Raw genomic sequence first — 26,398 nt, forward strand, 5'->3', positions numbered from 1 at the left:
CGGTCGGTATCCACACAAAAATGATGGCCACGTCCAGGGTTTTTCCCGGGCGTGGCCATCAGTATTCGATGCGGTCGGTGGATCAGTCGTTGCGCGGCTTCCGCTCGGCCAAGGCGCCGGCGACGAGGAAGGCCATCTCCAAGGACTGACGGTGGTTCAGCCGCGGATCGCACACGGACTCGTAGAGGTCGTCGAACTGGTCGGCACGAATCGGGTCGGCACCGCCGAGGCACTCGGCCACGTCGTCACCGGTCATCTCCACATGCAGCCCGCCGGCGTAGGTACCCAAGGAGTTGTGCACGTCGAAGAAGCCACGCACCTCGTCCATGACGTCGTCGAACTTCCGGGTCTTGTAGCCGTTCTCGCTGGTTACCGTGTTGCCATGCATCGGGTCGGTGACCCAGAGGACCTGGGCACCCGAGGCGGTGACCTTCTCCACCAGATCCGGCAGTTTCTCGCGGATGTTCTTCGCTCCCATACGGGTGATGAAGGTCAGCCGGCCCGGTTCACGGTTCGGGTCCAGCTTCTCCACCAGGGCCAAGGCATCCTCGGGCGTCGTGTTCGGGCCGAGCTTCACACCCAACGGGTTGCGTACCCGGGAGAGGAAATCAACGTGGGCGCTGTCCAGCTGCCGGGTCCGCTCACCAATCCAGAGGAAGTGCCCTGAGGTGTCGTAGGGCTGGCCGGTGCGGGAATCCGTGCGGGTCAGCGCTCGCTCGTAATCCAACAGCAGCGCCTCATGGCTGGCGAAGAACTCGGTGGTCTTCAGGGCCTCGAAGTCGGCACCGCAGGCGTCCATGAACCGGACGGCACGGTCGATTTCCGCGGCCAAGGACTCGTACTGGCTATGCGCCGGGTTGGCGCGGAAGCCCTTATTCCAGTGATGCACGCTGCGCAGGTCGGCGAAGCCACCCTGGGTGAAGGCGCGAATCAGGTTCAAGGTGGCGGCCGAGGTGTTGTAGGCCTTGACCATGCGGGCCGGGTCGTGCCGCCGGGACTCGGGGGTGAAATCGAAGCCGTTGACGATATCGCCGCGGAACGCCGGCAGCGTGACACCCTCACGGGTTTCCGAATCCGAGGAGCGCGGTTTGGCGAACTGACCGGCCATACGCCCCATTTTCACGACGGGCATCGAGGCGCCGTAGGTCAGCACGACGGCCATCTGCAGGATCGTCTTCACCCGAGCACTGATGCGATCGGCGGTTGCCGCGGCAAACGTTTCGGCGCAGTCCCCACCCTGCAGCAGGAAGGCATGGCCCTGGGCCGCGGCGGCCAGTCGTTCGCGCAGAATGTCCACTTCACCGGCGAAGACCAGCGGCGGCAAGGAGGCCAGCTCGTCGACTGCGCGCGTATATTCCGGGCCGGACCACGTGGGCTGCTGAGAAATCGGGAGCTCGCGCCAGGCATCGAGGCCGGGATCGGCAGCGGGCCCGGGGATGGGCTGGTGGAACGGGGCGGAAGTCTGGGTCGAATCAGTCACTAGCCCAGCGTATCCGGGTCGTGGGTCGGCACCCTATTCGCGGCGTAAAGTTTCGTTTTAGCCGGTCATCCGATGCACGACTGCAGGACAGCGCAGCTGCCGGTCACGCCTGTTTCGCGTTGCCTTCCTCCCCGGATTCACGGGATGGTTCGGTGTCGAGGGGAGCATCGTCGTCGTTCGCCTCAGCGCTCCCCGTGGTGTCCCCCGCTGCCAGGGCCTCGTCCTCAGCAGCGGCGTCCGCCCCGTCCTTGGGGGTGCGGATGTGTTCGACTTCCTTCCTGGCCGCATCCACCGTGGCACGAACCTGGGCGCGAGCGTTCTCTGCCAGGGCCTCACGGGCTGCCTTGCGATCCGCGAGGCGGTCGGCAGTGATCTTTGCCTTGACGGTCGAGGCGTAGGAATCAACGTATTCCTGGCCCGAGAGCCGCATCAGCGCATACATGATCTCGTCGGTGACCGAACGCTGGACGAACCGGTCCTCCTCCATCCCCTCATAGCGGGAGAAGTCCAGTGGTTCGCCCACGATCAGCCCGACCCTGCGGATGTTCGGCACGGTCTTGCCGATCGGCTGGACCTTATCGGTGCCGATCATGGCCACCGGGATCACGGGAACACCGGTGGCCAGGGCGAGCTTCGCGACACCGACCTTGCCCCGGTAGAGGCGCCCATCGGGGCTGCGGGTGCCTTCCGGGTAGATGCCCAACAGCTGTCCGTCCAAGAGGGCCTGCTCCCCCGCTCCCAGCGAGTTCGCCGAGGCGGCACCCCCGGAACGGTCCATCGGCAACTGATTGGAGAGCCGGAAAAACAGGGCGGTGAGCTTGCCTTTGATTCCCTTGCCGGTGAAATACTCCATTTTGGCCAGAAAAACGACCGGACGGTCCACGGCGACGGGCAGGAAGATCGAGTCGGAGACCGACAGGTGGTTGCTGGCCAGGATCGCGCCGCCTTCGGCAGGAATGTTATCCATTCCCTTGACCCACGGCCGGAACAGCAGGTTGGTCAGCGGTGCAATGAGCAGCCGCTTCATGATCCAATAAAACACGTGTGGGAGCCTTCCGCCGGGCAGGTCGTCGGGCGCCCGCCTCGCACGGACCCCATGTCGGTTAGGCTCTACTCTAGGCACATATTCACCCCGGGGCACGATCCCCGGCCTGCTTGGGAGCGCTATGGAATTCTCGGCAACGGCCCCATCCGACGCGTCCGAAGGCTTCCGGGTCCGTGGTGGCAACGGCGATGCGGTCTTGGTGATCCACGGTTTTACGTCCAGCCCGCGCAGTATGCGCCCCTGGGCCGACGCCCTCCTGACGGGCGGCTATACGGTCTCCCTTCCGGTTCTGCCCGGGCATGGGAGCACGTGGCAGGACCTGGCCAGGACCCCCCGCTCCGCCTGGACAGCCGCCGTCGAGGCCGAATTCGATCTGCTGGCCGCTTCACACCGCAAGGTTTTCGTCGTGGGTCTGTCCATGGGCGGGACGCTGGCCCTGCACTTGGGAATCACTCGGAAACCGGCAGGGCTCGCCCTGGTTAACCCGGCCCTGAGCATGGTGGACCGGACCGCGGCACTGACCGGGGTTCTGAAACACTTCATCCCCTCGGTCCCCGCCATCGCCAACGACATTGCCCGTCCCGGCCAGGATGAGGGCGCCTACCCGCGGACCCCGGTGGCCGCGGTGCACGAACTACGGCAGCTCATCCACGCGACGCGGAAGATCCTCAGCGCCATCGAAGCCCCGGTGTTCGTTTTCCGCTCGGTGGTGGACCATATCGTTTCCGAGGCGGGTTTGAATGTCCTGCGACGCGAATTGGTGGGCATGCACCCTTCCGGGGTGCCGCGGCTGCAGCTGAGGTATCTGGAACGTAGTCTGCATGTCGCGACCCTTGATTACGACGCCGCAGCGATCTTCGACGGCTCACTCGCCTTCTTCGACGCCCTGGGAGGCCATGCCCATGGCTGAGGACAACTCGCGCTCCCCCCGCGATCGGGCCGCCGACGAGGCCGCCTGGCAGGATCTGGTCAGCCGGCTCGATGACGTCGGTGTGGATATCGATCCGGACACCGAGGCGACCGCTTCGCCGGCCCCGGAACCGGATCCTCTCGATGAACCGGTCCCTGTGCTCCGGCCAGCCGGAGGGCCGCGCGATTACGAACTGCTCGAGGAGCCCGAGGAGGACTGGACGCCGGAGGATCCTCCGGCCTTGGGCTCGGGAAATCCGCTGACGGTCCTGGCCTGGACCTGTGCCGCAGGGGCACCGATCGCCCTCTTGCTCTTGGCCATCCTGTGGCGTTCGGCCCCGATGGGGGTCTGGTTGACCTTATGCGTGGTCTTTGTCGCTTCCGCCGGCTATCTGGCCTTCAGGCTCCCGCGGCACCGTCAGGAAGGCGATAACGGCGCCAGGGTCTAACCGGTCTGCCGGGCGAGATCGGCGGCACCGATGAGTCCGGCATCGGCCCCCAGCCCCGCCTGCCGGATGTCGGCGAAGGGCCGGTACCCGCGGCCGGTGAGGTTCTTCCGGTACGACGTTTCGGCTTCCTCCAGCAGACGAGTGGAGGCCGACCCCAGACCGCCACCGATGACAAAGGTCCCGGGATCCAAGGCCGCGGCCAGATTGGCTAGTCCCAGGCCCAACCATTGGCCGGCATCAATGATGAGCTCCTGGCAGGCAGGATCCCCCGCGGCTGCCAATTCGGTCACCAACGCCCCGTTGATGGCCTCCACGTCCCCTTCCGCCGCGTCCAGCAGCGTATGGGCCACCGGGGAGTTGGCCCGGGCCAGTTCGCGGCCTTCACGCCCCAGGGCGTTTCCGGAAGCATATTGTTCCCAGCATCCACGGTTTCCACATTCGCAGCGGTGGCCTCCGGGGTGGATGACCTGGTGGCCAAACTCGCCGGCCAACCCAAAACGACCTCGTCGCAGCTGCCCTCCGGCGACCAGCGAACCGCCGATTCCGGTGCCGAGGGTCAAGCACACCAGATTCGGTTCCCCCTGTCCGGCACCAAAACGGTATTCCGCCCAGCCTGCCGCGTCGGCGTCGTTGACCACGCAGACCGTGCCGCCCAGGACGGTGGCCAGCCGGTCACGCAGGGGTTCATTGCGCCAGGCCAAATGCGGGCTGAAGAGCACGGTGCCCGTTTCGGGATTCATCCAGCCGGCCGCCCCGACGCCGATCGGGGCGCGGGGGGCCCAGCGACGCAGTCCGGTCACGAGGTCCACCACCGCCTGTTCGACCTGTTGGGGGCTGGAGCCGGGGGTCGAAAGCTGGGCCCGGTGAAGGAGTTTCCCTGCCTCGTCGACGATGCCGGCGGCGATTTTTGTGCCGCCGATATCCAGTCCGATGGCCCAGTGGGCGTCCGGAGTCGTGCCCATGGCGATTCCCTTCCCTGGCCCGATGTTGGCACCGTAAGTTACTAGCGAGTAGGTTAGTGATGCAACACACTATGCTTGGATGACGATCCCCATCGTCAGATGTCCAATCTGAAGAGCCTACTGAAGTAGAGGAGCACATCGTGCGAGAGTTCAGCGTACCCCCGCTCGTGGTCAGCCCCGCGACGTCCAACACCACGGATTTCGTGCTGGAAAAAGCGAACGGGACCAACCCGATGCTGTTCTCGCGGCCCGATGGTCACGGCGGATGGATCGATGTCTCGGCCCGGGAGTTCAGGGACGATGCGAGCGCCCTGGCCAAGGGCCTGATCGCCTCGGGGCTCGAGAAGGGCTCCCGGGTCGGCATCATGTCCCGGACCCGCTACGAGTGGACGCTGGTCGATTTTGCGATCTGGTTCGCCGGATGCATTTCCGTTCCGGTCTACGAGACCTCCTCCCCCAGCCAGGTTGCCTGGATCCTCGGCGATTGCGGTGCCGCGGCGGCCATCGTCGAGTCACCGAACCACGAGAACGTGATCCGTCAGGCCTCCATTCAGGAGCAACTCGAAGACATCGACCATATCTGGCAAATGGAGGGAGACGGGCTCGACGTCCTGCGCACCGCCGGCGCCGATATCAGCGACGAGGAACTCGAAGCACGCCGCTCCTCCATGGGGCTGGAGACCGTGGCAACCATTATCTACACCTCGGGCACCACCGGGCGTCCCAAGGGCTGCGAATTGACGCACCTGAACTTCGTGGAACTCTCCCGCAACGCCCAGGCGGCCCTGCCCGAATGCGTGCATGAGGGTTCCTCGACCATCATGTTCCTGCCCCTGGCCCATGTGTTCGCCCGCTTCATCTCGGTACTGGCCGTCGCCGGTGGGGCCAAGGTCGCCCACACCCCCGACATCAAGAACCTGCTGCCGGACCTGCAGGGCTTCAAGCCCACCTTCATTTTGGCCGTCCCCCGGGTCTTCGAGAAGGTCTACAACTCCTCGATGCTCAAGGCCGAGGATGCCAGCAACGTGAAGGCGAAGATCTTCCACGCCGCGGCGAAAACCGCAGTGCAGTACTCCCGCGCCCACGGCGAGGGTTCGGTGCCGCTGGCGTTGAAGCTACGCCACGGACTCTTCGATAAGCTCGTCTTCTCGAAGATCCGCGAGGCCATGGGCGGACGCATCCAGTACGCGGTCTCCGGTGGCGGCCCGCTGGGCGAACGCCTCGGACACTTCTTCAACGGTGCCGGTTTGATGATCCTCGAGGGCTACGGCCTCACCGAGACCACCGCCCCCATCACCGTGAACACCCCGAGCAAGCTAAAGATCGGCACCGTCGGCAAGCCGTTGCCCGGCAACGCGGTGAAGATCGCGGACGACGGCGAGATCCTCACCCAGGGTGTCTGCCTCATGGCCGGATACCACAACCGCCCCGACCTGCGGGCCGAGGCGTTCGACGGCGATTGGTTCCGGACCGGAGATATCGGTGAACTCGACGAAGACGGGTTCCTGAAGATCACCGGACGCAAAAAGGAAATCCTCGTGACCGCCAGCGGGAAGAACGTGGTTCCCGGCTTGCTCGAGGACCAGATCCGTGCCGATGCCCTGGTCTCCCAGGCACTGGTGGTCGGAGATAACCGTCCGTTCATCTCGGCCTTGGTCACCCTCGACGAAGAGGCCCTACCCGGCTGGTTGAGCCGCCACCAGCTCGGTTCTTTGACCGTGGCGCAGGCCTCCGAGCACCCCAAGGTCCGTCAAAACGTCCAGGCCGTCATCGACAAGGCCAACCAGACGGTTTCCCACGCCGAGGCCATCAAGGCCTTCCGCATCGTCCCCACGGACTTCTCCGAGGCTTCCGGCCACCTGACCCCTTCGTTGAAGGTCAAGCGCGGCCAGGTGCTCAAGGACTTCGAAATGGTCGTCGAGGAGATCTACTCAGCCAAGAAACCTTCCTGACCCTCTGAGGGCCCCGTCGCCGACGCCGGGGCCCTCAGCCAGAAGGCCGGGCCACGCATGCTGCGTGGCCCGGCCTTTTCTGCGTGCACCGATGTGTCGCTTCGCTACAGGGGCGCGTCCTGGCCAAACGGCAGGTCCAGACCCAAGAGGGCATTCTCCACGACCTCGGTCAGCGCGGGGTGGATCCAGAACGGACGCCGCGCCATCTCGATCACCCCGAGCCCCGTGGCCATGGCCTGGATCAGTGGTTGGATGAGGATCGAGGCCTCGTGGCCCATCACATGGGCACCGAGCAGCAGACCCGTGGAACGGGAGGCGACCAGCTTGACAAGGCCTTCCTGGTCTTCCATCGCCCACCCGTAGGCAGTGGAGCCATAATCCTGCACGACGGTCACGACGTCCTCGGGGTCCTGCGCTTGGGCCCTGGCCTGTTCGGCGGTGAGACCCACCGCGGCAATCTGCGGATCGGTGAAAACCGCCGCTGGGACGAACGAACGGTCGGTGGAGCGCAGGTTCGTGGGATGTTCGAGGTTATGGGTCACCACCCGTGCCTCGCGGTTGGCGACATGTTTGAGCTGGTATTCATTGGAGGCATCACCCAAGGCATAGCATCCGGGCACGGCCTGCCCGCCGGAGAGCACGCGCTGGTACTCGTCCACCGCCAGGCGGCCATCGGGTTCGAGGTCCAATCCGGCAGCCTCCGCGTGGAGCCGGTCCGAGTTCGGCACCCTGCCCGTGGCCATCAGCACGACGTCGGCCCTCACCTCGACGGGCCCGTCTGCGGTCTCGAAATGCCCGGTGACGCTTCCGTCGTCGTTCTCGGTGACAGCGCTGAGTGCATGATCCAGCTTCAGCGTCCAGCGTTGCCCCGCGGCCCGCGTGAACCTCCGGGAGATCTCCTCATCGTGATGGCGCAACAAAGCCGAGGAACGGTTGACTTGAATGACCTCGGAACCCAAACCGTGGAAGACATGGGCGAATTCGGCGGCTATGAAGCCACCACCAACCATCAGCACCCGTTCCGGCAGCGCCTCCAGACGCATGACGGTATCGGAGGTGTGGACCTGGGGTAGCTCGACACCGGGAACATCAGGCAGCACGGCACGGGACCCCGAGGCCAGGACGACCTGGTCGGCGGTGATGACCTGTCCGGATTCGGTGACCAGCGTGTGGGGGTCCCTCAGGCGTACCGTTTCGGTGTAGACGTCCACGTTCTCGAGTTCCTGGTCCCGGTAACGCAGACCGTCGGCCGAGATGGCATCGATCCTCCCGAAGATCCTGTCCCGGATCCCCGGCCAGTCGGTGCCGCGGTGTTCCAGGTCGACGCCGAGCCGGGCTGCCTGCGCGGTGGAGGCGGCCAGGGTGGCCGGATACACGAACATCTTCGTGGGGATGCACCCCACGTTCAGGCAGGTTCCACCAAAGATCCCGGCATCGATGATGGCGACCTTCTGGTCGTCCCAATAACCGGTGATCAGTGAGTTGCCGGAGCCGGATCCGACGATGGCGAGATCGTAGTGGGTCAAAAGATTCAGCCCTTCAGCTCGTCGACGACCAAGGCAGCCAGCTCCATGACCGCGTCCCGTGTGCCCGGCTTCAGCCGGTCCAAGGAGACCCGGGAGCCCTCGGCCAGATGCGGATCGTGCGGCAGGCGGACGACGGTGGCCACCCGGGAACGGAAATGCGATTCGATCTCTTCCACGTTCACGCCGCGACCGGTTCCGGAGGACTGGTTGATGACCACGATCGCGTTCTTCGCCAGCTCCGTGCGTCCGTGCGCTTCCAGCCAGGACAGCGTCTCGGAAGCCAACCTGGCTTCGTCGACACTGGCACCGGAAACCAAGACGACGGCGTCGGCCTTTTCCAAGGTGCCCTTCATGACGGTGTGGACCATCCCGGTCCCGGAATCGGTGAGCACGATGGAGTAGTACTTCGAGAGCAGATCGGTGACGGCACGGTAGTCGGCGTCGTCGAATGCTTCGGCCACCCGCGGATCGGTATCCGAGGCCAACACATGCAGACGCGAACCCTCCCGGGCTGCGTAGGAGGAGAGCTTGGCGAAGGTGTCCACGCTGAAACGGTGTTGGACCAGGTTCCGGGCGGTGAACTCCGATTTGCCCGGTGAGCGGTCGCTGAGCGTGCCGCGGTCGGGGTTGGCGTCCAGAGCGATGATCCGGTCCTCACGAATCTGGGCCAGCGCCATGCCCAGCAGGGTGGTTACGGTGGTCTTGCCGACGCCTCCCTTCCGTGAGAGGACGGGGACGTAGCGGGTGGTTCCCGGCAGCGAGGCGGAAATCCGGTGGTGCATTTGCCGGCGGATCCGCACGGCGTCGGAATCGCCGACGTTGACCTTGCCCAGCGAGGCGCGGAACAGCAGGCGACGCCAGCCGCCCACGGGTTCGCGGTCCCGGGGTTCAAGGAGCCGGTCAGCCGTTAGTTGCGAGGCGCTTTCGGGGGCCGCTGCCTGCGTGGTCTGGTCACTTCCGGATCCGACGTCCGCGGTGGTCGTGGCGGTGGCCTGGCCGGTGGCCGGGTAGTCGTCGGCCGCCTCGGCGCTGTCGGTCTTCGGCTCTGGCTGGTGCGTCGGCGCTGCGGGGATGACGACCCCGTGGGCTTGCGGGCGGGCCTGGGAAGTTTCCGTTGCTGCTGTTTCGTCGTCGTGCTGCACCGGCTGCCAATCGGAGAGATCCGGTAGGTCGGCGGCTCCGTGGCCGGCACCTGCCGGCTTCAGGTCCTCGCCCGGTTCCCCTGCCGCAGGGCCTGTTCCGGTCTCCGAGGCATCCAGCTCGTCTTGCGGAGCCGGTTCCGGGTTCTCCGGGGCTTCGTCGTCGTCGTGGTTCTGGTGGGGCTGGGTCATGGCATCCTCTGCGGAAAGTACTGGCTGTAGGAACGTCAGCCATCACCCTAACGCAAGACGGGACGCCCACCTGTTGTCGGTGGACGTCCCGTGGCGGGCGGATCCTGCGGTTCTAGGCCTCCAGAACCACCAGGAGATCCCCGCCCTGGACCTGAGCGGTGCCCTCTATGGCGATACGTGTCACCTTGCCGCCGGCGGGCGAGGTGATCGCCGCCTCCATCTTCATGGCCTCGATGGTGGCGATGGTGCCCCCTGCGGGGACGGTGTCACCCACTTCGACCGATGCGGTCACGGCGCCGGCGAAGGGTGCAGCCACGTGCCCCGGATTCGACGTATCCGCCTTTTCCGCGGCCTTGACCGTGGATTCGACGTTGTCGTCACGGACCGTGATCTGGCGCATCTGCCCGTTCAAGGTGCACATCAGGGTGCGCATGCCCTTCTCGTCGGGTTCGGAGATGGCCTGCAAGGTCACGAGCAGGCGCACCCCCTTACCCAGGGAGATCACATGTTCGGCGTGCTGGACCAGCCCGTAGAGGTAATCGCGGGTGTGGAGCAGCGAAACATCGCCGTATTCGGCCCGCAGCTTCTCGAAGTCACGGGTGGGTCCGGCGAACAACAGCCGGTTCAGGGTTGCGCGGCGGGTCTTCGAATCCCCGGCCAGACCCTGCTGGTCCTCGGGTTCGAGTTCCTCCACCCGGACCTTGACGTTGCGTCCCTGCAGGGCCTTGGTCCTGAAGGGTTCGGGCCACCCGCCGGGCGGATCTCCCAGTTCCCCTGAAAGGAACTGAATGACCGAATCGGGGATATCGAATTCTTGGGGGTTGGCCTCGAATTCCTTCGGGTCCACGTTCATGCCCACCAGCTGCAACGCCAAATCGCCGACGACCTTTGAGGACGGGGTCACCTTCACCAGCCGGCCCAGGATCGCATTGGCAGCGGTGTACATCTCTTCGATGTCCTCGAAGCGCTCGGCCAGGCCCAGGGCCTTGGCCTGCTGGCGCAGGTTCGAGAGCTGGCCACCGGGGATCTCGTGGCGGTAGACCCGCCCTGTCGGACCCGGCAAACCCGATTCGAAGGGCCCATACATGGCACGGACCGCTTCCCAATACGGTTCCAGCGAGGCAGCAGCCTCCAGGGAGATGCCGGTATCGCGTTCGGTATTGGCCAGGGCGGCGACCAATGCCGATTCGGAGGGCTGCGACGTGGTCCCGGCCATGGAAGCCACCGCGACGTCGACGGCGTCGACCCCGGCGTTGGAGGCCGCCATAAGCGTCGCCAACTGTCCACCTGCGGTGTCATGGGTGTGCAGGTGCACCGGCAGGTCGAAGCGTTCGCGCAGCGCGGTCACCAGCTGGGCGGCTGCCGCGGGGCGCAGCAGGCCAGCCATGTCCTTGATCGCCAGGATATGGGCGCCGGCGTCGACGATCTGCTGGGCCAGGTCCAGGTAGTAGTCCAGCGTGTAGAGCTTCTCGTCGGGGTCCAGCAGGTTCCCGGTGTAGCAGAGGGCCACCTCCGCGACAGCGGTCCCGGTCTCGCGGACCGCCTTGATGGCCGGAGCCATCTGGGACACGTCGTTGAGCGCGTCGAAGATGCGGAAGATATCGATTCCCGCTGCCGCCGCTTCCTGGACGAAGACATCGGTCACCTCCGTCGGGTACGGGGTGTATCCGACGGTGTTGCGTCCGCGCAGGAGCATTTGTAGCGGAATATTCGGCAGCTCGGCGCGCAGCAGTTCCAGTCGCTTCCACGGATCCTCACCCAGGAATCGGAGCGAGACATCGTACGTCGCTCCTCCCCAGACCTCCATGGAGAACAGCTGCGGCAACGTGTGGGCGTAGGCAGGAGCCGCGGCGATCAGATCACGGGTGCGCACGCGGGTGGCCAGCAACGACTGGTGGGCGTCACGGAAGGTGGTGTCGGTAACCGCCAGCTCGGTGCGTGAACGCAGTTCGGCGGCGAAGCCCTCCGGCCCGCGATCGAGCAGTACCTGACGCCAGCCGGACGCCGGCTCGTGCTCCGAAGGGCCATCGAAGGGGCTGCGCATCGGCTGGTCTGATTTATCGCCCGGGTAGTACGGCAGCTTCTGTCGCGGGTCCAAGCCCTCGCGGCGTGGGCCGTTGGGCTGGTTCACGGTCACATCGGCCAGGAACGACAAGGCCTTGGTGCCGCGGTCCTGGCTGCGGTTGCCCTCGAGCAGGTCAGGACGCGAATCGATGAAGTCGGTGGCGACATCACCGGCGATGAACTGTGGGTCGTCGAGCACGTTCATCAGGAACGGGATATTGGTGGCCACGCCACGAATCCGGAATTCCGCCAGCGCCCGGCGGGCCCGGCGCACGGCAGCTTCGTAGTCGCGGCCGCGGCAGGTGAGCTTGACGAGCATGGAGTCGAAATGGGGAGACACCACGGCACCGGTGTAGATGGTGCCACCGTCCAGTCGGACGCCCGAGCCGCCGGCCGAACGGTAGACGGTGATCGTGCCGACGTCGGGGCGGAACCCGTTGGCGGGGTCCTCGGTGGTGATACGGCACTGCAGCGCGGCGCCCCGGATCCGCAGCTGGTCCTGGTGGATGTCCAGATCCGACAGCGATGCCCCGGCAGCGATACGCATCTGGGCGGAGACCAGGTCGATGTCGGTGATCTCTTCGGTGACCGTGTGCTCGACTTGGATCCGCGGGTTCATCTCGATGAACACATGCTCCCCGGCGCGCTCCCCCACCGTGTCGACCAGGAATTCGACGGTTCCCGCGTTCTGGTATTTCAACGCCTTGGCGAACTTCACGGCATCGGCGTAGAGGGCCTGACGGATGTTTTCGTCCAGGTTCGGTGCCGGGGCGATTTCCACGACCTTCTGGTGGCGGCGCTGCAGCGAGCAATCCCGCTCGAAGAGGTGCACCACATCTCCGTGGGCATCGGCGAGGATCTGGACCTCAATATGACGCGGGCGCAGGACGGCCATTTCCAAGAACATGGTGGGGTCGCCGAAGGCGGTGGCTGCTTCACGCATGGCAGCATCCAGGGCTTCGGGAAGCGCCTCACGGGTATCCACCCGGCGCATGCCGCGACCGCCGCCGCCGGCGACCGCCTTGACGAAGATGGGGAACCCGATTTTATCGGCTTCACCGATGAGCCATTCGGCGTCGTCGCTCGGTTCGGAGGAGGCCAGGGTCGGAATACCCGCCGCCTTGGCTGCCTTCAGCGCCTGAACCTTGTTCCCTGCCAGTTCCAGCACATCGGCCGGCGGTCCGACGAACGTGATGCCTGCTTCTTCGGCGGCCCGGGCCAGGTCGGGGTTCTCCGACAGGAATCCATAGCCCGGGTAGATCGCATCCGCCCCGGAATCCTTGGCAACACGGATGACTTCTTCCACATCCAAATAGGCGCGGACCGGGTGGCCCTCCTCGCCGATCTGGTAGGCCTCATCGGCCTTCTGGCGGTGGATGGAGCCGCGGTCCTCGTAGGGGAAGACGGCAACCGTCTTGGCACCCAATTCGTAGCCGGCACGGAATGCGCGAATCGCGATTTCTCCGCGGTTGGCTACCAAAACCTTTGAAAACATGGTTCTCCTGCATGGTGTCTGTTCGGACAGGACGAACGCAACGGTCTCCCCGAAAATCGGGGGGTTTTGCCTCCGTGCGTCAGGCGCGAAGCGTAGATTCAAGCCTGCGCTCACCCTACAGTGGCCCAACACACAGCTGAAACTGTATTTCTTCATGACCTGAGCCACACCGTGACTGGGGAGGCGTCGAATGGTGGGCTCACCCTATGATGGATGGGAGCCGAATCAGCATAAACACAGTAAGGTCGTGGTCCGTTCCGTGCAGGTCGTGAGCATCAGCAGTCTCAAGGGTGGCGTTGGTAAGACGTCGGTCACCCTCGGTTTGGCGTCGGCGGCGCTAGCCGCCGGTATCCCGACCCTGGTGGTGGATCTGGATCCCCACGCCGATGCCAGCACCGGTCTGGGTGTGGAACCCAACGGTGAGAACGGCATCGGACATCTGCTCAAGAATGCCCGGCGGGGCGATATTACCGCCACCGCCGTCACCAGCCCGTGGACCACGAGGGCGCCGGAAGTCTCCACCAGGACCGGACCGGCCATTCTCGACGTTGCCGTCGGAGGGGCCTTCAGTGGCATCTATGACCGCCCCGATCTGCGGTTGCGCCACCTGCGCCGCCTGAAGCAGTTGCTCTCGCGCCAGACGCGCTACGAGCTGGTGCTGATTGATTGCCCGCCGTCGTTGAACGGCCTGACGCGGATGGCCTGGACCGCAAGCAATGACGTGCTGCTCGTGGCAGAACCCAGCCTGTTCTCGGTGGCCGGAACCGAACGCACCCTGCGTGCCCTGGAACTCTTCCGCAGCGAATTCGTCCCGGGGCTGCAGACCGCAGGAGTGGTGGCCAACCGGGTCCGCCAATCCTCGGCCGAACAACGTTTCCGGCTCGAGGAAATGCGCACCATGTTCGGTGACGCTCTCCTCTCCCCCGTCTTGCCCGACCAGGCGAACTGGCAGCAGATCCAGGGGGCCGCCTACCCCGTCCACCAGTGGCCTGGCGATGCCGCCCGCCAGTCGGCAGCGCGTTTCGATGAACTCCTGTCAGGTCTCACCAGCGGCCCGGCCCGGAGCGGCACAGACACCTAGATGCCCCGGACCCACCGACAAGAAACGGCGCGCACCCCGCAGGGTTGCGCGCCGTCGTCGTTTCCCGGTGCTGGGCACCGGGGCCGATCACGGTTCTAGCTCGCCGACTTCTTGGCCGCCCGACGACGAGCCAGTTCGTCTCCGGGGAAGACCTCTTCCTCGACGACTGCCTGTTCGCTGGGTAGTTCGGCTAGGCTGCCTTCAACTTCGCGCCAGACACGGCCGACGGCGATGCCGAAGACTCCCTGTCCGCCCTGTACCAGGTCAATGACCTCGTCGGCCGAGGTGCATTCGTAGACGGATGCCCCGTCGCTCATCAACGTGATCTGGGCCAGGTCCTCCACCCCACGCTCGCGGAGGTGTACGACGGCGGAACGGATCTGTTGGAGGGAGACCCCGGTGTCCAGCAGTCGTTTGACGACCTTGAGGACCAGGATGTCCCGGAAGCTATAGAGTCGTTGGCTGCCGGAGCCAGCGGCCCCTCGTACTGCCGGCTCGACCAGCCCGGTGCGGGCCCAGTAGTCGAGCTGACGGTAGGTGATGCCCGCCGCCTTGCACACCACGGTGCCGCGATATCCTGCGCCTTCGTCCAGGACCGGCAGATCCTCAGTGAACAGCAGGCCCTGGGAATTGACTCCGGTGCGCGTCTGGCCTGGGCCTGACGCCCCGCTATGCTCACCTATCGGACTCACGTGGACCCTCCTCGTTGAAAACTCCCCCCAATAGGGAGTTTGCCAGCTGTCGGGGAACCGTGGCGGCATCGGATACCGTCCACTGTGCCGAGTGATGGGACAGCGAAGCAATGGGATTCTTATGCTTTGACGGTACGGCTGAACCTGCCCCACGTCAAAGACCTTCAAGTTTAACTTGAGGGCGTGTCGCTACTCGTCGAAATCCTCGGGTTCGACGTCGGCGAGGAACTCCCGGAATTCACGCACCTGGTCCTCCGCTGCCTCCTCGGTGGAGCCCTCGTCGTTGACCAGGACGCCCGCCTCCTCCAGGACTTCCTCGGTGCAGGTGATGGGGCATCCCGCACGCAGGGCAAAGGCGATGGCATCCGAGGCCCGCGAGTCCACGGTGGCCCCGCCGTCGAACTCCAGCTCGGCGTAGAAGACGGTTTCCTTGACCGACACCAGACGAGCCTCGATCAGGGGGTGGCCCAGGGCCGAGGTGATGGTTTCGAGGAGGTCGTGGGTCATCGGTCGCGGCGTTTCCATCCCCTGCTGGGTCATGGCAATGGCCGAGGCCTCGGGCGTACCGATCCAGATCGGCAGGTGGCGGGGGCCGTCGATTTCCTTGAGGAGAACCAACGGCTGGTTCGAGGGCAGTTCGATCCGGACTCCGACGAGCATCAGCTCTCGCATGGGTTCCTCCTGCAGCGCCTAGTGGTCCATCTTCGCGATCGAGCCGTTGACCAGGGCGCTATGCAGAGCCAGGCAGGCATCGCTGATTTCGCGCGCCGTCTCTGCCGCGCTGGCGCGGGAGGAGACATCACGCCGGCTGGCTAACGGGGCGACGGCCCGTTCAACCAGACCGATTTCACGGTCGGCAGCGGCACGGAAACCGCGCAGGTGACGTGGTTCGATCCCGTGACCAGCCAGTTTGGCACTGGCGGTGGCGATGCGCACGGCATGCTCATCGAAACGCTGATCGTCCTCGGTGATGATTCCGTAGGCCAACAGTTCCGACACGAGGTCATCCGAAGCCCCCGTCGCCCCTTGGAGTTCGGCCCGGGTCAGCGGCCTGGTGTGCCCGGCGATTTCCTGGGCCAGCTGGTCGGTCACGCTGCGCGGGGTCAACGTCAGGCCACCCGCCAACTGGTCGGGGCGCTCGCCTCGGTCGACGGCGTCCAAATAGTCCTTGATGACCTTCAGCGGAAGGTACTGGTCCCGTTGCAGGGACAAGATGAACCGCAGCCGGTCGATATCGGTGGCCGTGTACTTGCGGTATCCGGCGGCGGTGCGCTGCGGGGTGATCAGACCCTTTTCCTCGAGGAAACGGATCTTCGAGGCAGTGATCTGCGGGAAGTCCGCCGAGAGCTCGGTGAGGACCTCGCCGATATTGAGCACACTGGCCCGCGGGGTGTCGGCGCTGACGCCGAGACCCCGTCGGGAAGGTGCGGATGAAACCACAGGGATGACCGTCAGTCCTGCCGTGCGGCGGTGGTCGGGACGGTACCCGAGTAGAACGTGAGACGGAACTTGCCGATGCGGACCTCGGATCCGGTGCGCAGGCGCACCGCGTCCACCCGGTCACCATTGACATAGGTGCCGTTGAGGCTGCCGGAGTCCACGACCTGGAATCCTTCGCCGTCACGGCGGAACTGGGCGTGCTTACGCGAGACCGTGACATCGTCAAGGAAAATATCGGCCTCCGGATGCCGGCCCACGGTGGACAGTTCCCCATCGAGCAGGAAACGGGCCCCACGGTTCGGCCCGGAATGGGCAATCAGCAGGGCCGAGCCTTCGGGAAGTGCGTTGACGGACGAGCGTTCCTCGGTCGACAGCGACGTCTCGGGAGTGCTCTCATCGCTGGCCGGAGGCAAGCCGATGCTGGTGGTCTCCGTAGCGGATTCCTTGCGGTCCGCAGCGGTGTCCTCCCAACGGTTTTCGCCACTCATGTGTTTCCTCCCTGAAATGCCACGTGCCTGCTTCGGCCATCGGGGCTGGTAGCGCCCAAATGGCGTGCCCACTTAGTGTTTTATCAAGCCTAGCCTACCGGTTATCCCCCGACGCAAGCTGGTCGTCATCATCTGAGCCCGGAGCGTTTGCGAGGACGTCCCTGATGTCTTATCCCCGCGGTACCCAAGAGAGGAACGACGGGAAAGCTCAGGGCCGAAACCTGGTTGATCCGCGGTCCTGGAGGTATGGAGCAGAGCACGGCAAGAAGGACCTTGCCTGAACGATGTTTCGTTCTGACAAGGTCCTTCTTGGCCGGTCGGGCTAGCGGGATTCGAACCCACGGCCTCCTGACCCCCAGTCAGGCGCGCTACCAAGCTGCGCCATAGCCCGGCGGTTTCGCAGCCGTTATCCCGTCCAAGAGGGGCGGGTGCCGTCTGCGAAAAGCTCCTCGGCTACTCTACCTCATTTTCTGTTCTACTTTGACCGCCCACGCTTCTCCCGGACGCGCATGCTGACCTCGATCGGGGTCCCTTCGAAACTGAAGGTCTCCCGCAGCCGCCGGGTGATGAACCGACGGTATCCGGGATCCAGGAATCCGGTGGTGAACAGCACGAAGCGCGGTGGGCGCGACGAGGCCTGGGTGGCGAAGAGGATCCGCGGCTGCTTTCCCCCACGCACCGGGTGCGGGTGCGCGGAAACGAGTTCACCGAAGAAGGCGTTGAGCTTGCCGGTGGGGATGCGACGGTCCCAGGATTCCAGCGCGAGGTCCAGGGCCGGGACGAGTTTTTCCTTATGCCACCCGGTGGCCGCCGAAATATTCACTCGTGGCGCCCAGTCAACATGGGCCAGGTCCTGTTCGACTTCCCGCTCGAGGTAATGGCGGCGTTCGTCGTCGAGCAAGTCCCATTTATTGAAGGCCAGGACCATGGCACGGCCCGAATCGATGCCGGTTTGCAGGATCCTCACGTCCTGTTCGCTGAGGACCTCGTCGACGGCCAACAGGACGACGGCAACTTCGGCCTTCTCCAGCGCCGATTGGGTGCGCAAGGACGCGTAATAGTCGGAGCCGACGGCCATATGCTGGCGGCGACGGATTCCTGCGGTGTCCACGAACCGCCAGGTGCGTCCACCGATGTCAACCAGCTCGTCCACCGGGTCTCGGGTGGTTCCTGCGGTGTCGTCAACGACGACGCGCTCAGAACCTGCCAACTTATTGAGCAGTGAGGACTTGCCCACGTTCGGACGCCCGATGAGGGCCACCCGGCGGGGGCCTCCGGTGGGGATCGGCGAGCCGACCGCCGAATAGGCCGGCAGCTTCTCCAACAGGTCATCGAGCAGGTCGGCCGTGCCACGCCCGTGCAAGGCGGAGACCGGGTACGGCTGGCCGAAGCCCAGGCTCCAGAGGGAGGCGGCATCGGCTTCCTGGGATTCCCCGTCGACCTTATTGGCCACCAGGAACACCGGCTTCTTCTGTCGACGCAGCATCTTCACGACCAGTTCGTCGGTGGCGGTGGCCCCGACGGCGGAATCGACGACGAAAACAATCGCGTCGGATAGATCGGCTGCCAGCTCGGCCTGGTCGGCGACGCGGGCGTGGATCCCCTTGGCGTCGTGTTCCCAGCCGCCGGTGTCCACCAGGGTGAAGTCACGTCCGCTCCACTCGGCACGGTAGGACACCCGGTCGCGGGTGACTCCGGGAACATCCTCGACCACTGCTTCGCGGCGGCCGATGATCCGGTTGACCAACGTCGATTTGCCGACGTTGGGTCGGCCGATGATGGCCACCACGGGTGGTGCTTTTTCCTCAGCCACCTCGAAGTCATCGTCGTCGAGGTGGGACAGCAGCTCGGTGTCCTCGTCGTCGAGATCGTAGTCAGCTAGGCCTTCACGCAAGGAAGCGGCGCGTTGCTCGGCCTCTTCATCGGTGATCAGGTCAAGTTTTTCGGCGACGTGGTCCTCTCCCGAGGGGACGTATTCGTCTCCGTCGCCGGGAACGGCGGCGTGATCGGTCATGTTCAGGGGTTTCCTTTGTTCGCCGCTTCCGCCCTACGCGGAAGCACTTACCATTTTTGCACGCTTTGGGGCCCGCAGCTCATCAGGCCGGAGCGTCGGCAGCCTCCACGACGGAGAGCACCGCTTGTACCGTCTGCTCGAAATCCAGGTCGGAGGAATCGACGGTCACCACTCCGTCGGCCGCAGTGGTGAAACTGGTAACCGTGGAATCCTTGGCGTCGCGGGCGACGACCTGACGCTGCAGGTCCTCGCCGCTCTGGGTGCCGCCGAGCTGCAAACCACGGCGGGCCATCCGTACTTCCTCACGGGCGGTGAGGAGGATCCTGGCCGGGGCGTCGGGGGCCACCACGGTGGTGATGTCTCGCCCTTCGGCGACGATTCGCTCGTGCCCGGCAATAATCTCCTGCTGGCGGCGAACCAGTTCGGCCCGGACCTCAAGGATGACGGCGACCGAGGAGACGGCCTCGGAGACGTGGGGGGCGCGGATGGCCTCGGACACGTCGGCCCCATTGACCGTCACCTGTTCCGCGTCGGGCTCGGTACCGATCTGCACGGAGGCCGCCCTCACCGCGGTGATGATGGCTTCCGAGTCGTGGAGATCAGTTCCGGCTTCGAGGCAGGCATAGGTCAGCGCCCGGTACATGGCACCGGTATCCAGGTAGGCTGCGCCGAGCCGGCGGGCCACCTCCTTCGACACCGATGATTTGCCGCTGCCTGATGGGCCGTCGATGGCCACCACTAGATTCTGCACTTACTGCACTACCTTCCATGAGCGTTCGGTGAGGGCCTCCATGAGTTCCTGGCTGCGCCCCGGTAAAACTGAGATTTCGACCATACCTACCTGATGGCCCGAGGAGTGTTCCATCCGCAGGTCCTCCAGGTTGATTCCCGCGTCCCCGACATCGGCCAGCAAGTGGGCGATCTGCCCCGGACGGTCGTCCACGATGACGGTGACCACGGCGAAGGCCTGGGGTGGGGAACCGTGTTTGCCGGGGATCCGCGCCTGCCCGGCATTGCCCTCCCCCATGAGTTCGGCCAGATCCAACAGGGCACCGGGGCCGTCGGGGTCCTCCAACGTGGAGATGAGGCGATTCAGGTCTTCCCGCAAACCGTGCAGGATATCGACGAGTTCGGGGGCGTTGTTGCTCAGGATCTGGATCCAGAGCCGGGGGTCCGAAGCGGCGATGCGGGTCGTATCGCGCAGCCCGTTGCCGGCCAGGGCCAGCGTATGAGCCGGGGCATTGAGCAGTCGCGAGGCCAAGAGCGAGGAGGCGATCTGCGGAAAATGTGAGATGAGCGCGACGGCCGCATCATGTTCCCCGGCGTCCAACCGGTGGACGGTGGCGCCCAGGTCGATGGCCAGATCCGCGGCGATGACCACACTGGATTCCCGGGAGCCCGGATGCGCACAAATAACCCACGGCATGGCCGTGAATAATTCGCCGCGGGCCGCCGCGGGACCAGATTTCTCCCGCCCGGCCATGGGGTGGGTCCCCACATAGCGGGATAAATCGGTTTCGGTCAGCCGTTCATCGGCTTTCAGCCGGCGCAGAATGGAGGTCTTGACGCTGGCGATGTCCACCACCGTCGCCCGCGGGTGGGCCCTGAGGGCGTCGGAAACCACCGAAGCCGTCACGTCCGGAGGCGATGCCACCACGACCAGCAGTGGCTCGGGCGTGACACCGGGCTCGTACAGGGTTCCGGCACCGATATCCTGCGCAACCCGCGCAGCGGTCGGCGAGGTATCGGCCAACGAGACCTGGACGCCGAGCCGGCTCAACCCGAGTCCGACGCTCGCGCCGAGCAGTCCGGTACCGATCACCAGCACCGGACCGGATACGTGTGCAGCAACCACCAGTTACATACCCACTTCGGAAAGCAGGTGGCCTACTTCGTGGTGGCCGAGCTGACGGATGGTGCCCTGCTTCTGGTCGCCCAGACGGATCGGGCCCATCTGCACGCGCACCAGGCGTTTGACCGGGTGGCCGACAGCATCGAAAAGCCGACGGACGATCCGGTTACGCCCCGAGTGCAGGATCACCTCCACCAGCACCTTGCCCGGAGTGGAGTCGACGAGTTTGAAGGAGTCGACGCTGGCGATGCCGTCCTCGAGCTTGATCCCGTTCTTCATTTCGGCACCGATGCCGTGGGCCATCGGTCCGGGAACCTGGACCAGGTAGGTTTTGGGGATCTCGTAGGAGGGGTGGGTCAACCGGTTGGCCAGCTCCCCATCGTTGGTGAGCAACAGCAGCCCTTCGGTGTTCACGTCGAGGCGGCCCACGTGGAAGAGGCGTTCGCTCTTCTTGCGCAGGAAGTCCGAGACGCATGGGCGGCCCTCGGGATCCTCCATCGTGGAGACGACGCCGCGGGGCTTGTTGAAGACGAAGTACTTCATCGTCTCGTTCAGCTGGATGCGCATGCCGTCGACGTGGATGCTCTCGGAGGAGGGGTCCACCCGGATGCCCAGTTCGGTGACGATCTCTCCGTTGACCTCCACTCGCCCGGCGGTGATCATTTCCTCACTGACCCGGCGTGAGGCGACGCCTGCGTTGGCCATCACCTTCTGCAAACGGACGCCGTCCTGGTCCTGACCCTGATCGGTGCGCGGTGTGGTGCGTTTCTGGGAGGCCGGACGGTTCTTCTTCACCGGTCCGAGGTTGCGGCCGAAGCGTTCGCCGCCGAAGGCCTGCGGGCCACGCGGGGCCGAAGGGGACTGGTCCTTCTTGGGTGCGCCTTGTTTCTTGGCACCGAAGCTACCCCCTGATTTGGGGCCCTGCTTCGGACCGTCCTGTCGTCGTCCGGAAGCGCCGCGCCCGGCACCCTGGCCGGGCGTTGACCGGCGTTGATTGCCGCGGCCTGCGCCTGAATTGGATCCCTGGGTCATGTCGATTCCTTCGTTACATACTGAGGTGGTGGTTTAGAACTGGACGTCGTCGTAGTGCTCGAGGTCGTCCAGTCCGGGCAGATGAGGGGAGAGCTGCGGCAGGTCCGCCACGCTGTCCACCCCCAATCTTTCCAGAAAATAGTTGGTGGTCCGATACAGCATGGCACCCGAAGTCGGATCCGTCCCCTCTTCCGCGACCAAACCACGCAGCGAAAGGGTCCTGACGACGGAGTCGACGTTGACCCCGCGGATCGCCGCGATGCGGGCGCGGGAGACCGGTTGCCGGTAGGCGATCACCGCCAGCGTCTCCAGTGCAGCCTGCGATAAACGGGAGGTGGCCCCATCCAAGACGAAGCGGGAGACAACGGGAGCAAAGTCACGTTTTGAATAGACCCGCCAGCCTCCTGCCAGCTCACGTAGCTCAAACCCATGGTGCAGGTCATAGTCGTTGTGCAGTTCACGGAGCAGTTCGCGGATTCGCTGCACCTCCACGTCGAGAACCTCTGCCAACCGCAACGCGGTGACCGGTTCGTCGGCGACCATCAACACTGCCTCGATGGCCGCCCGCGCCCCGCCCGGAAGTTCTTCAACGGGAAGCCCATCAGTCCGGGACTGCGCCCCGCCGTCATCCTGGGTCATGGCTGGTCCTCCTGTACTGAGGGGGTTGCTGCGACCGGCACGGGCAGCTGATGGTTTGCGGTCTCCGTTGCGGGTTGCCACGGTCCGGCGTCCTGGTTCCAGAAGATCAGCAGCTCCCCCAGCGGGCCCGCCTGATCGAATCCGACGAATCTGTCACGAAATAGATCCAGTAAGGCCAGGAACTTGGCGATCACCATGGGGGTTTCCGGAGCGTCGGCCACCAGCTCCGCGAAACTGACCGAGGCACCCCCCGTGAGGCGGGCGGCAATCAGTTCGGCCTGTTCACGCACGCTCACCGTGGGGGCGTGCAGGTGTTCGAGACCGACTTCGGTCGGTTCGACCGGTTGAGGTTCCATGGCTTTGCGGGCCAACCGGGCCAAGGTGGCCGGGTTGGTGGTGAAGACCAGTTCGGGCAACAACGCCGCGAAACCGGGTTCGAGGGCGACCCTGCGTGGGTAGCGTTCGGTTTCCTCGGCGAGGCGCTCCGAGAATTGCCCGGCGATGGCCTTGAAGGCCCGGTACTGCAGGAGCCGGGCGAAGAGGAGGTCGCGGGCCTCGAGCAGGGCGATGTCTTCATCGGATTCAACCTCACCGGTGGGCAGCAATCGTGCCGCCTTCAGATCCAGCAAGGTGGAGGCCACCACCAGGAACGACGTCGTCTCCTCCAGGGCGCCTTCGCCCTTGCGTTCACGCAGGACACGCAGGTAGGCGATGAATTCGTCGGTGACCTTCGCCAGAGCGATCTCGGTGATGTCGAGCTGGTGTTTGCCGATGAGGTTCAGCAGCACGTCGAAGGGCCCGGAGAAGTTCTCCAGGGCCACGGCGAAGCCACCGGTCGCCTCCGGTTCGGTCACGGCGGACGGCGACACGGTGTCCGCCAGGTCCGCCGCCGTCATTACGGGGCGCCGCCGCGGCTGATGAGCTCCTTGGCCAGCATCCGGTAGGACTCCGCCCCCGGATGGTTGGTCGCATAGCTGGTGATCGGCTCGGCGGCGACGTTGGCATCGGCAAACTTGATCGTGCGTTTAATGACCGTTTCGAAGACCTGGTCCCCGAAGGCTTCCACGAGTCGGCCGATGACTTCCCGGGAATGCAGGGTTCTGGCGTCGTACATGGTGGTCAGGACGCCATCGATCTGCAGCGAGGGGTTCAGCCGGTCCTGGACCTTGTCGATGGTCTCCACCAGCAGGGCCACGGCGCGCAGGGCGAAGAACTCGGCGGTCAGCGGGATGATCACCCCGTGAGCGGCGGTCAGCGCGTTGACGGTCAGCAGGCCCAGCGACGGCTGGCAGTCGATGAGGATGACGTCGTAATCATCGGAGACCTTGCGCAAGGCACGTTCAAGCACCTGTTCGCGGGCTACCTCGTTGACCAGCTGGACCTCGGCGGCCGATAGGTCGATGTTCGCCGGCAACAGGTCGATGTTCTCGACGTCGGTGTTCAGGATCGCATCATGGATACTGGTCTTGCGTTCGAGCAGCACGTTGTAGACGGTGATGTCCAGTTCATGCGGGTTGGTCCCGAACCCGGCGCTGAGGGCCCCTTGCGGGTCGAAGTCGACCAAGAGGACCTTGCGGCCGTATTCGGCGAGCGCCGCAGCCAGGTTGATGGTCGAGGTCGTTTTACCGACCCCGCCCTTCTGGTTCACCATCGCGATGACGCGGGCCGGACCGTGGCTTTCCAACGGCTGTGGTTCGGGGAACTTCGTCAGGGGTCGACCGGTCGGACCGACCACTGGTGGCTCCTTCAGCAACCCTGCCGTCCGAGTCCTCGAACCCTTTTCCTCGCTCACGGTATGAACCACGCTTCCGATCGTTGCTTGTATCTCACTGCTTAGCCTCTAGGCTATCGCCGCAGCAGTGCGCAACCGTGCAGGTTTGCCGGCGAACGGCGAGCCTTTACCTTGAAGCTGAACTCGAGGGTTGGCCGCTCCGGGGCGGCGTTCAACGCCCCGGAAAGGCGAGCCCGGCCCCCTCGACCACTCACTCCATCCGCAGGAACGGTATCAGTGCCTCGATGACCGCGGGGTCCTCAATCGTCGAGGGCACCGAGTAGGCCTTGCCGTCGGCGATCTGGCGCATCGTCTTGCGCAGGATCTTTCCGGAGCGCGTCTTCGGCAGGGCCTCCACCACCCGGACCCGGCGGAAGTCGGCCACCGGTCCGATCCGCTCGCGCACCAGGGCCACGAGTTCGGTGGCGAGCTGTTCCTCGGAGGTGGAGATCCCCGATTTGAGCACGACGAAACCACAAGCGCTCTGACCCTTGAGCTCATCGGCCACGCCGATGACCGCGCATTCGGCCACCGCAGGGTGGGCCCCGAGGACCTGCTCGATGGCCCCGGTGGAGAGCCGGTGGCCCGAAACGTTGATGACGTCGTCGGTGCGGCCCATGACGTAGAGGTAGCCGTCCTCGTCGAGGTAGCCGGAGTCACCGGTGGTGTAGAAGCCGGGGAACTGGTCGAGATAGGCCGAACGGTAGCGCTCATCATTGCCCCACAGGGTGCGCAGCGCCCCGGGCGGCAAGGGCAGCTCCAGGACGATGTTGCCCTCCTCCCCCGCACCCACCGGCTCGCCCAGCGGGTCAAGGATCTTCACGTGATAGCCCGGAACCGGAACGGTCGGGGAACCTGCCTTGATCGGCAGGGCCTGAAGCCCCAACAGGTTGGAGGCAATCGGCCACCCGGTTTCGGTCTGCCACCAGTTATCCACGATGGGCACCCCCAGCACTTCTCCTGCCCAGGCGAAGGTATCCGGGTCCAGCCGTTCCCCGGCGACGAAGAGTGCGCGCAACCGCGAGGTGTCGTAGTTGCCCAGCAGTTCGGCCTCCGGGTCGGCCTTGCGAATCGCCCGTAACGCGGTCGGGGCAGTGAACATGACGTCGACCGCGTGTTCGGCCACGACCCGCCAGAAGGGACCGGCGTCGGGGGTGCCGACGGGTTTGCCCTCATACAACACGCTCGTGGCGCCGGCGATGAGCGGCCCGTAGACGATATAGGAGTGCCCCACCACCCAGCCGACGTCGGAAGCGGTGAACATCGTCTCACCGGCTTCGACTCCATAGATATTGCGCATCGACCACGCCATGGCCACCGCATACCCGCCGGTATCGCGGACCACGCCCTTCGGAGAACCCGTCGTTCCCGAGGTGTAGAGAATGTACAGCGGATCCCCGGCAGCCATGTCCACCGGACCTGCCGGTTCCGCCGTTGCGCTCAGGTCCTCCCAATCGAACCACCCTGCGGGGGTTCCCCCGTATTCGGAACGGTCATGTTGGAAGCCATCACGATGGTGCACGACGACGGTGTCCAGTTTATGCGCGGCGGTTTCCATCGCCTCGGCGACAACCGGCAGGTATTCAACGCGGCGGGCCGGTTCAACCCCTCCGGTGGCCGTCACGATGGCCTTCGGGCGGCAGTCGTTGATCCTGGCCGCCAATTCCTTGGCGGCGAACCCACCAAAAACCACCGAGTGCACGGCACCGATCCGGGCACAGGCCAGCATGGCAATGGCCGCCTGCGGGATCATCGGCAAATACAGGATGACCCGGTCCCCCGCCCCGATCCCCTGATCTCGCAGGACGCCGGCGAAACGTGCCACCTGGTCCAGGAGCTCGGTGTAGGTGAAACTGCGCTGGATGCCCAGGACCGCAGAATCGTAGACCAGTGCCGGTTGGTCTCCGCGGCCGGCAGCCACATGGCGGTCCAGGGCGTTCACGGTGATGTTCAGTCTCCCGTCCGGATACCAGCTGTAGAACGGAGCGGAGGAGTCGTCCAGCCCTCGTTCGGGCTGGGTGCTCCAGTCAACCAGCGTGGCCGCTTCCAGCCAGAAGGCTGCTGGGTCTTCGGTACTGGCGGCGTAGGTTTCGCGGTAGTCAGACATCTGGCAACTCCCTTGTGGACGGGCAGGTATGGGCCCACTCTATGGTCCCGATCACAGATGCTCAACCAT

22 protein-coding genes and 1 tRNA gene are annotated in these 26,398 nt (G+C 65.1%); 4 read left to right on the plus strand and 19 right to left on the minus strand.

Features of this window, described 5'->3' with window-relative positions; translation table 11 throughout:
* Positions 1-82 precede the first annotated feature (82 nt).
* Positions 83-1,480, minus strand: coding sequence for a class II 3-deoxy-7-phosphoheptulonate synthase (locus FM101_RS01655; RefSeq protein ID WP_086994529.1), 1,398 nt, complete (start codon positions 1,478-1,480; stop codon positions 83-85).
* Positions 1,481-1,583: 103 nt separating this feature from the next.
* The gene (locus FM101_RS01660; RefSeq protein ID WP_086994532.1) at positions 1,584-2,522 is read right to left on the minus strand and encodes a lysophospholipid acyltransferase family protein; all 939 of its coding nucleotides are present in this window, start codon (positions 2,520-2,522) and stop codon (positions 1,584-1,586) included.
* 124 nt (positions 2,523-2,646) lie between these two features.
* Here FM101_RS01660 and FM101_RS01665 point away from each other — a divergent pair, with 124 nt between their 5' ends.
* Together FM101_RS01665 and FM101_RS01670 are read left to right on the plus strand one after the other, a co-directional pair.
* Positions 2,647-3,435 carry an alpha/beta hydrolase gene (locus FM101_RS01665; RefSeq protein ID WP_086994535.1) on the plus strand — a complete coding sequence of 263 codons (789 nt, stop codon included), beginning with the start codon at positions 2,647-2,649 and terminating at the stop codon, positions 3,433-3,435.
* Positions 3,428-3,883, plus strand: a complete 456-nt coding sequence (locus tag FM101_RS01670) for a hypothetical protein (protein ID WP_086994538.1) — start codon at positions 3,428-3,430, stop codon at positions 3,881-3,883. Before FM101_RS01665 ends, FM101_RS01670 begins: the two co-directional genes overlap by 8 nt.
* Here FM101_RS01670 and FM101_RS01675 read toward each other — a convergent pair.
* Positions 3,880-4,845, minus strand: coding sequence for an ROK family glucokinase (locus tag FM101_RS01675; RefSeq protein WP_086994540.1), 966 nt, complete (start codon positions 4,843-4,845; stop codon positions 3,880-3,882). The genes FM101_RS01670 and FM101_RS01675 overlap by 4 nt on opposite strands.
* Before the next feature lie 140 nt (positions 4,846-4,985).
* On the opposite strand from FM101_RS01675, the gene FM101_RS01680 reads away from it, so the two are divergent.
* Positions 4,986-6,797 carry an AMP-dependent synthetase/ligase gene (locus tag FM101_RS01680; RefSeq protein ID WP_086994542.1) on the plus strand — a complete coding sequence of 604 codons (1,812 nt, stop codon included), beginning with the start codon at positions 4,986-4,988 and terminating at the stop codon, positions 6,795-6,797.
* Between the two features lie 104 nt (positions 6,798-6,901).
* On the opposite strand, the gene FM101_RS01685 is transcribed toward FM101_RS01680, so the two are convergent.
* The 3 genes from FM101_RS01685 to FM101_RS01695 all read right to left on the minus strand — a co-directional run bounded on the left by FM101_RS01685 (position 6,902) and on the right by FM101_RS01695 (position 13,213).
* Positions 6,902-8,323, minus strand: coding sequence for a mycothione reductase (locus FM101_RS01685; RefSeq protein ID WP_086994545.1), 1,422 nt, complete (start codon positions 8,321-8,323; stop codon positions 6,902-6,904).
* Positions 8,324-8,328: 5 nt separating this feature from the next.
* Positions 8,329-9,654, minus strand: a complete 1,326-nt coding sequence (locus FM101_RS01690; protein WP_086994548.1) for a MinD/ParA family ATP-binding protein — start codon at positions 9,652-9,654, stop codon at positions 8,329-8,331.
* Positions 9,655-9,766: 112 nt separating this feature from the next.
* The gene (locus FM101_RS01695; RefSeq protein WP_086994551.1) at positions 9,767-13,213 is read right to left on the minus strand and encodes a pyruvate carboxylase; all 3,447 of its coding nucleotides are present in this window, start codon (positions 13,211-13,213) and stop codon (positions 9,767-9,769) included.
* Between the two features lie 259 nt (positions 13,214-13,472).
* Here FM101_RS01695 and FM101_RS01700 point away from each other — a divergent pair, with 259 nt between their 5' ends.
* Positions 13,473-14,294 (plus strand): ParA family protein, encoded by an 822-nt coding sequence (locus tag FM101_RS01700; RefSeq protein ID WP_086994627.1) that lies wholly within the window; start codon positions 13,473-13,475, stop codon positions 14,292-14,294.
* A gap of 95 nt (positions 14,295-14,389) precedes the next feature.
* Here the strand turns inward: FM101_RS01700 and FM101_RS01705 are convergent, their stop codons facing one another.
* From FM101_RS01705 to FM101_RS01765, 13 genes are all read right to left on the minus strand, one after another.
* Positions 14,390-14,977 (minus strand): MerR family transcriptional regulator, encoded by a 588-nt coding sequence (locus FM101_RS01705; RefSeq protein ID WP_086994630.1) that lies wholly within the window; start codon positions 14,975-14,977, stop codon positions 14,390-14,392.
* Positions 14,978-15,175: 198 nt separating this feature from the next.
* Positions 15,176-15,658 (minus strand): bifunctional nuclease family protein, encoded by a 483-nt coding sequence (locus FM101_RS01710; protein WP_086994553.1) that lies wholly within the window; start codon positions 15,656-15,658, stop codon positions 15,176-15,178.
* An 18-nt stretch (positions 15,659-15,676) separates the two neighbouring features.
* Positions 15,677-16,363, minus strand: a complete 687-nt coding sequence (locus tag FM101_RS01715) for a MerR family transcriptional regulator (RefSeq protein WP_241895255.1) — start codon at positions 16,361-16,363, stop codon at positions 15,677-15,679.
* 74 nt (positions 16,364-16,437) lie between these two features.
* Complete coding sequence (locus tag FM101_RS01720) at positions 16,438-16,914, minus strand: FHA domain-containing protein (protein ID WP_086994558.1); 477 nt, start codon at positions 16,912-16,914, stop codon at positions 16,438-16,440.
* A gap of 317 nt (positions 16,915-17,231) precedes the next feature.
* A tRNA-Pro gene (locus FM101_RS01725) sits at positions 17,232-17,305 on the minus strand.
* A gap of 84 nt (positions 17,306-17,389) precedes the next feature.
* On the minus strand, positions 17,390-18,928 hold the full coding sequence (gene der / locus FM101_RS01730; protein WP_086994561.1) for a ribosome biogenesis GTPase Der: 1,539 nt from the start codon (positions 18,926-18,928) through the stop codon (positions 17,390-17,392).
* 82 nt (positions 18,929-19,010) lie between these two features.
* Positions 19,011-19,679 carry a (d)CMP kinase gene (cmk, locus tag FM101_RS01735; protein WP_086994564.1) on the minus strand — a complete coding sequence of 223 codons (669 nt, stop codon included), beginning with the start codon at positions 19,677-19,679 and terminating at the stop codon, positions 19,011-19,013.
* Positions 19,680-20,783, minus strand: a complete 1,104-nt coding sequence (locus FM101_RS01740; protein WP_086994566.1) for a prephenate dehydrogenase — start codon at positions 20,781-20,783, stop codon at positions 19,680-19,682. It abuts the gene before it with no gap.
* Positions 20,784-20,786: 3 nt separating this feature from the next.
* On the minus strand, positions 20,787-21,812 hold the full coding sequence (locus FM101_RS01745) for a pseudouridine synthase (RefSeq protein WP_086994569.1): 1,026 nt from the start codon (positions 21,810-21,812) through the stop codon (positions 20,787-20,789).
* A gap of 33 nt (positions 21,813-21,845) precedes the next feature.
* The gene (scpB, locus tag FM101_RS01750) at positions 21,846-22,451 is read right to left on the minus strand and encodes an SMC-Scp complex subunit ScpB (RefSeq protein ID WP_086994572.1); all 606 of its coding nucleotides are present in this window, start codon (positions 22,449-22,451) and stop codon (positions 21,846-21,848) included.
* On the minus strand, positions 22,448-23,347 hold the full coding sequence (locus tag FM101_RS01755; RefSeq protein ID WP_086994575.1) for a segregation and condensation protein A: 900 nt from the start codon (positions 23,345-23,347) through the stop codon (positions 22,448-22,450). The genes scpB and FM101_RS01755 overlap by 4 nt, the downstream gene beginning before the upstream one ends.
* Positions 23,347-24,243: a ParA family protein gene (locus tag FM101_RS01760; protein WP_086994633.1), complete on the minus strand. Its 897-nt coding sequence runs from the start codon at positions 24,241-24,243 to the stop codon at positions 23,347-23,349. The genes FM101_RS01755 and FM101_RS01760 overlap by 1 nt, the downstream gene beginning before the upstream one ends.
* A gap of 190 nt (positions 24,244-24,433) precedes the next feature.
* Positions 24,434-26,329 carry an acetate--CoA ligase gene (locus FM101_RS01765; protein ID WP_086994577.1) on the minus strand — a complete coding sequence of 632 codons (1,896 nt, stop codon included), beginning with the start codon at positions 26,327-26,329 and terminating at the stop codon, positions 24,434-24,436.
* Positions 26,330-26,398 lie beyond the last annotated feature (69 nt).

The sequence above is a fragment of the Arthrobacter rhombi genome (assembly GCF_900163545.1).
In the GTDB taxonomy this organism is placed as follows: Bacteria; Actinomycetota; Actinomycetes; order Actinomycetales; family Micrococcaceae; genus Arthrobacter_H; species Arthrobacter_H rhombi_A.

Coding starts and splice junctions, on each gene's coding strand:
- FM101_RS01665 (WP_086994535.1), top strand. CDS start 2,647: ATGGAATTCTCGGCAACGGCCCCATCCGACGCGTCCGAAGGCTTCCGG.
- FM101_RS01670 (WP_086994538.1), top strand. CDS start 3,428: ATGGCTGAGGACAACTCGCGCTCCCCCCGCGATCGGGCCGCCGACGAG.
- FM101_RS01675 (WP_086994540.1), bottom strand. CDS start 4,845: ATGGGCACGACTCCGGACGCCCACTGGGCCATCGGACTGGATATCGGC.
- FM101_RS01690 (WP_086994548.1), bottom strand. CDS start 9,654: ATGACCCAGCCCCACCAGAACCACGACGACGACGAAGCCCCGGAGAAC.
- FM101_RS01695 (WP_086994551.1), bottom strand. CDS start 13,213: ATGTTTTCAAAGGTTTTGGTAGCCAACCGCGGAGAAATCGCGATTCGC.
- FM101_RS01710 (WP_086994553.1), bottom strand. CDS start 15,658: ATGCGAGAGCTGATGCTCGTCGGAGTCCGGATCGAACTGCCCTCGAAC.
- FM101_RS01720 (WP_086994558.1), bottom strand. CDS start 16,914: ATGAGTGGCGAAAACCGTTGGGAGGACACCGCTGCGGACCGCAAGGAA.
- der (WP_086994561.1), bottom strand. CDS start 18,928: ATGACCGATCACGCCGCCGTTCCCGGCGACGGAGACGAATACGTCCCC.
- FM101_RS01745 (WP_086994569.1), bottom strand. CDS start 21,812: ATGACCCAGGGATCCAATTCAGGCGCAGGCCGCGGCAATCAACGCCGG.
- scpB (WP_086994572.1), bottom strand. CDS start 22,451: ATGACCCAGGATGACGGCGGGGCGCAGTCCCGGACTGATGGGCTTCCC.
- FM101_RS01755 (WP_086994575.1), bottom strand. CDS start 23,347: ATGACGGCGGCGGACCTGGCGGACACCGTGTCGCCGTCCGCCGTGACC.
- FM101_RS01765 (WP_086994577.1), bottom strand. CDS start 26,329: ATGTCTGACTACCGCGAAACCTACGCCGCCAGTACCGAAGACCCAGCA.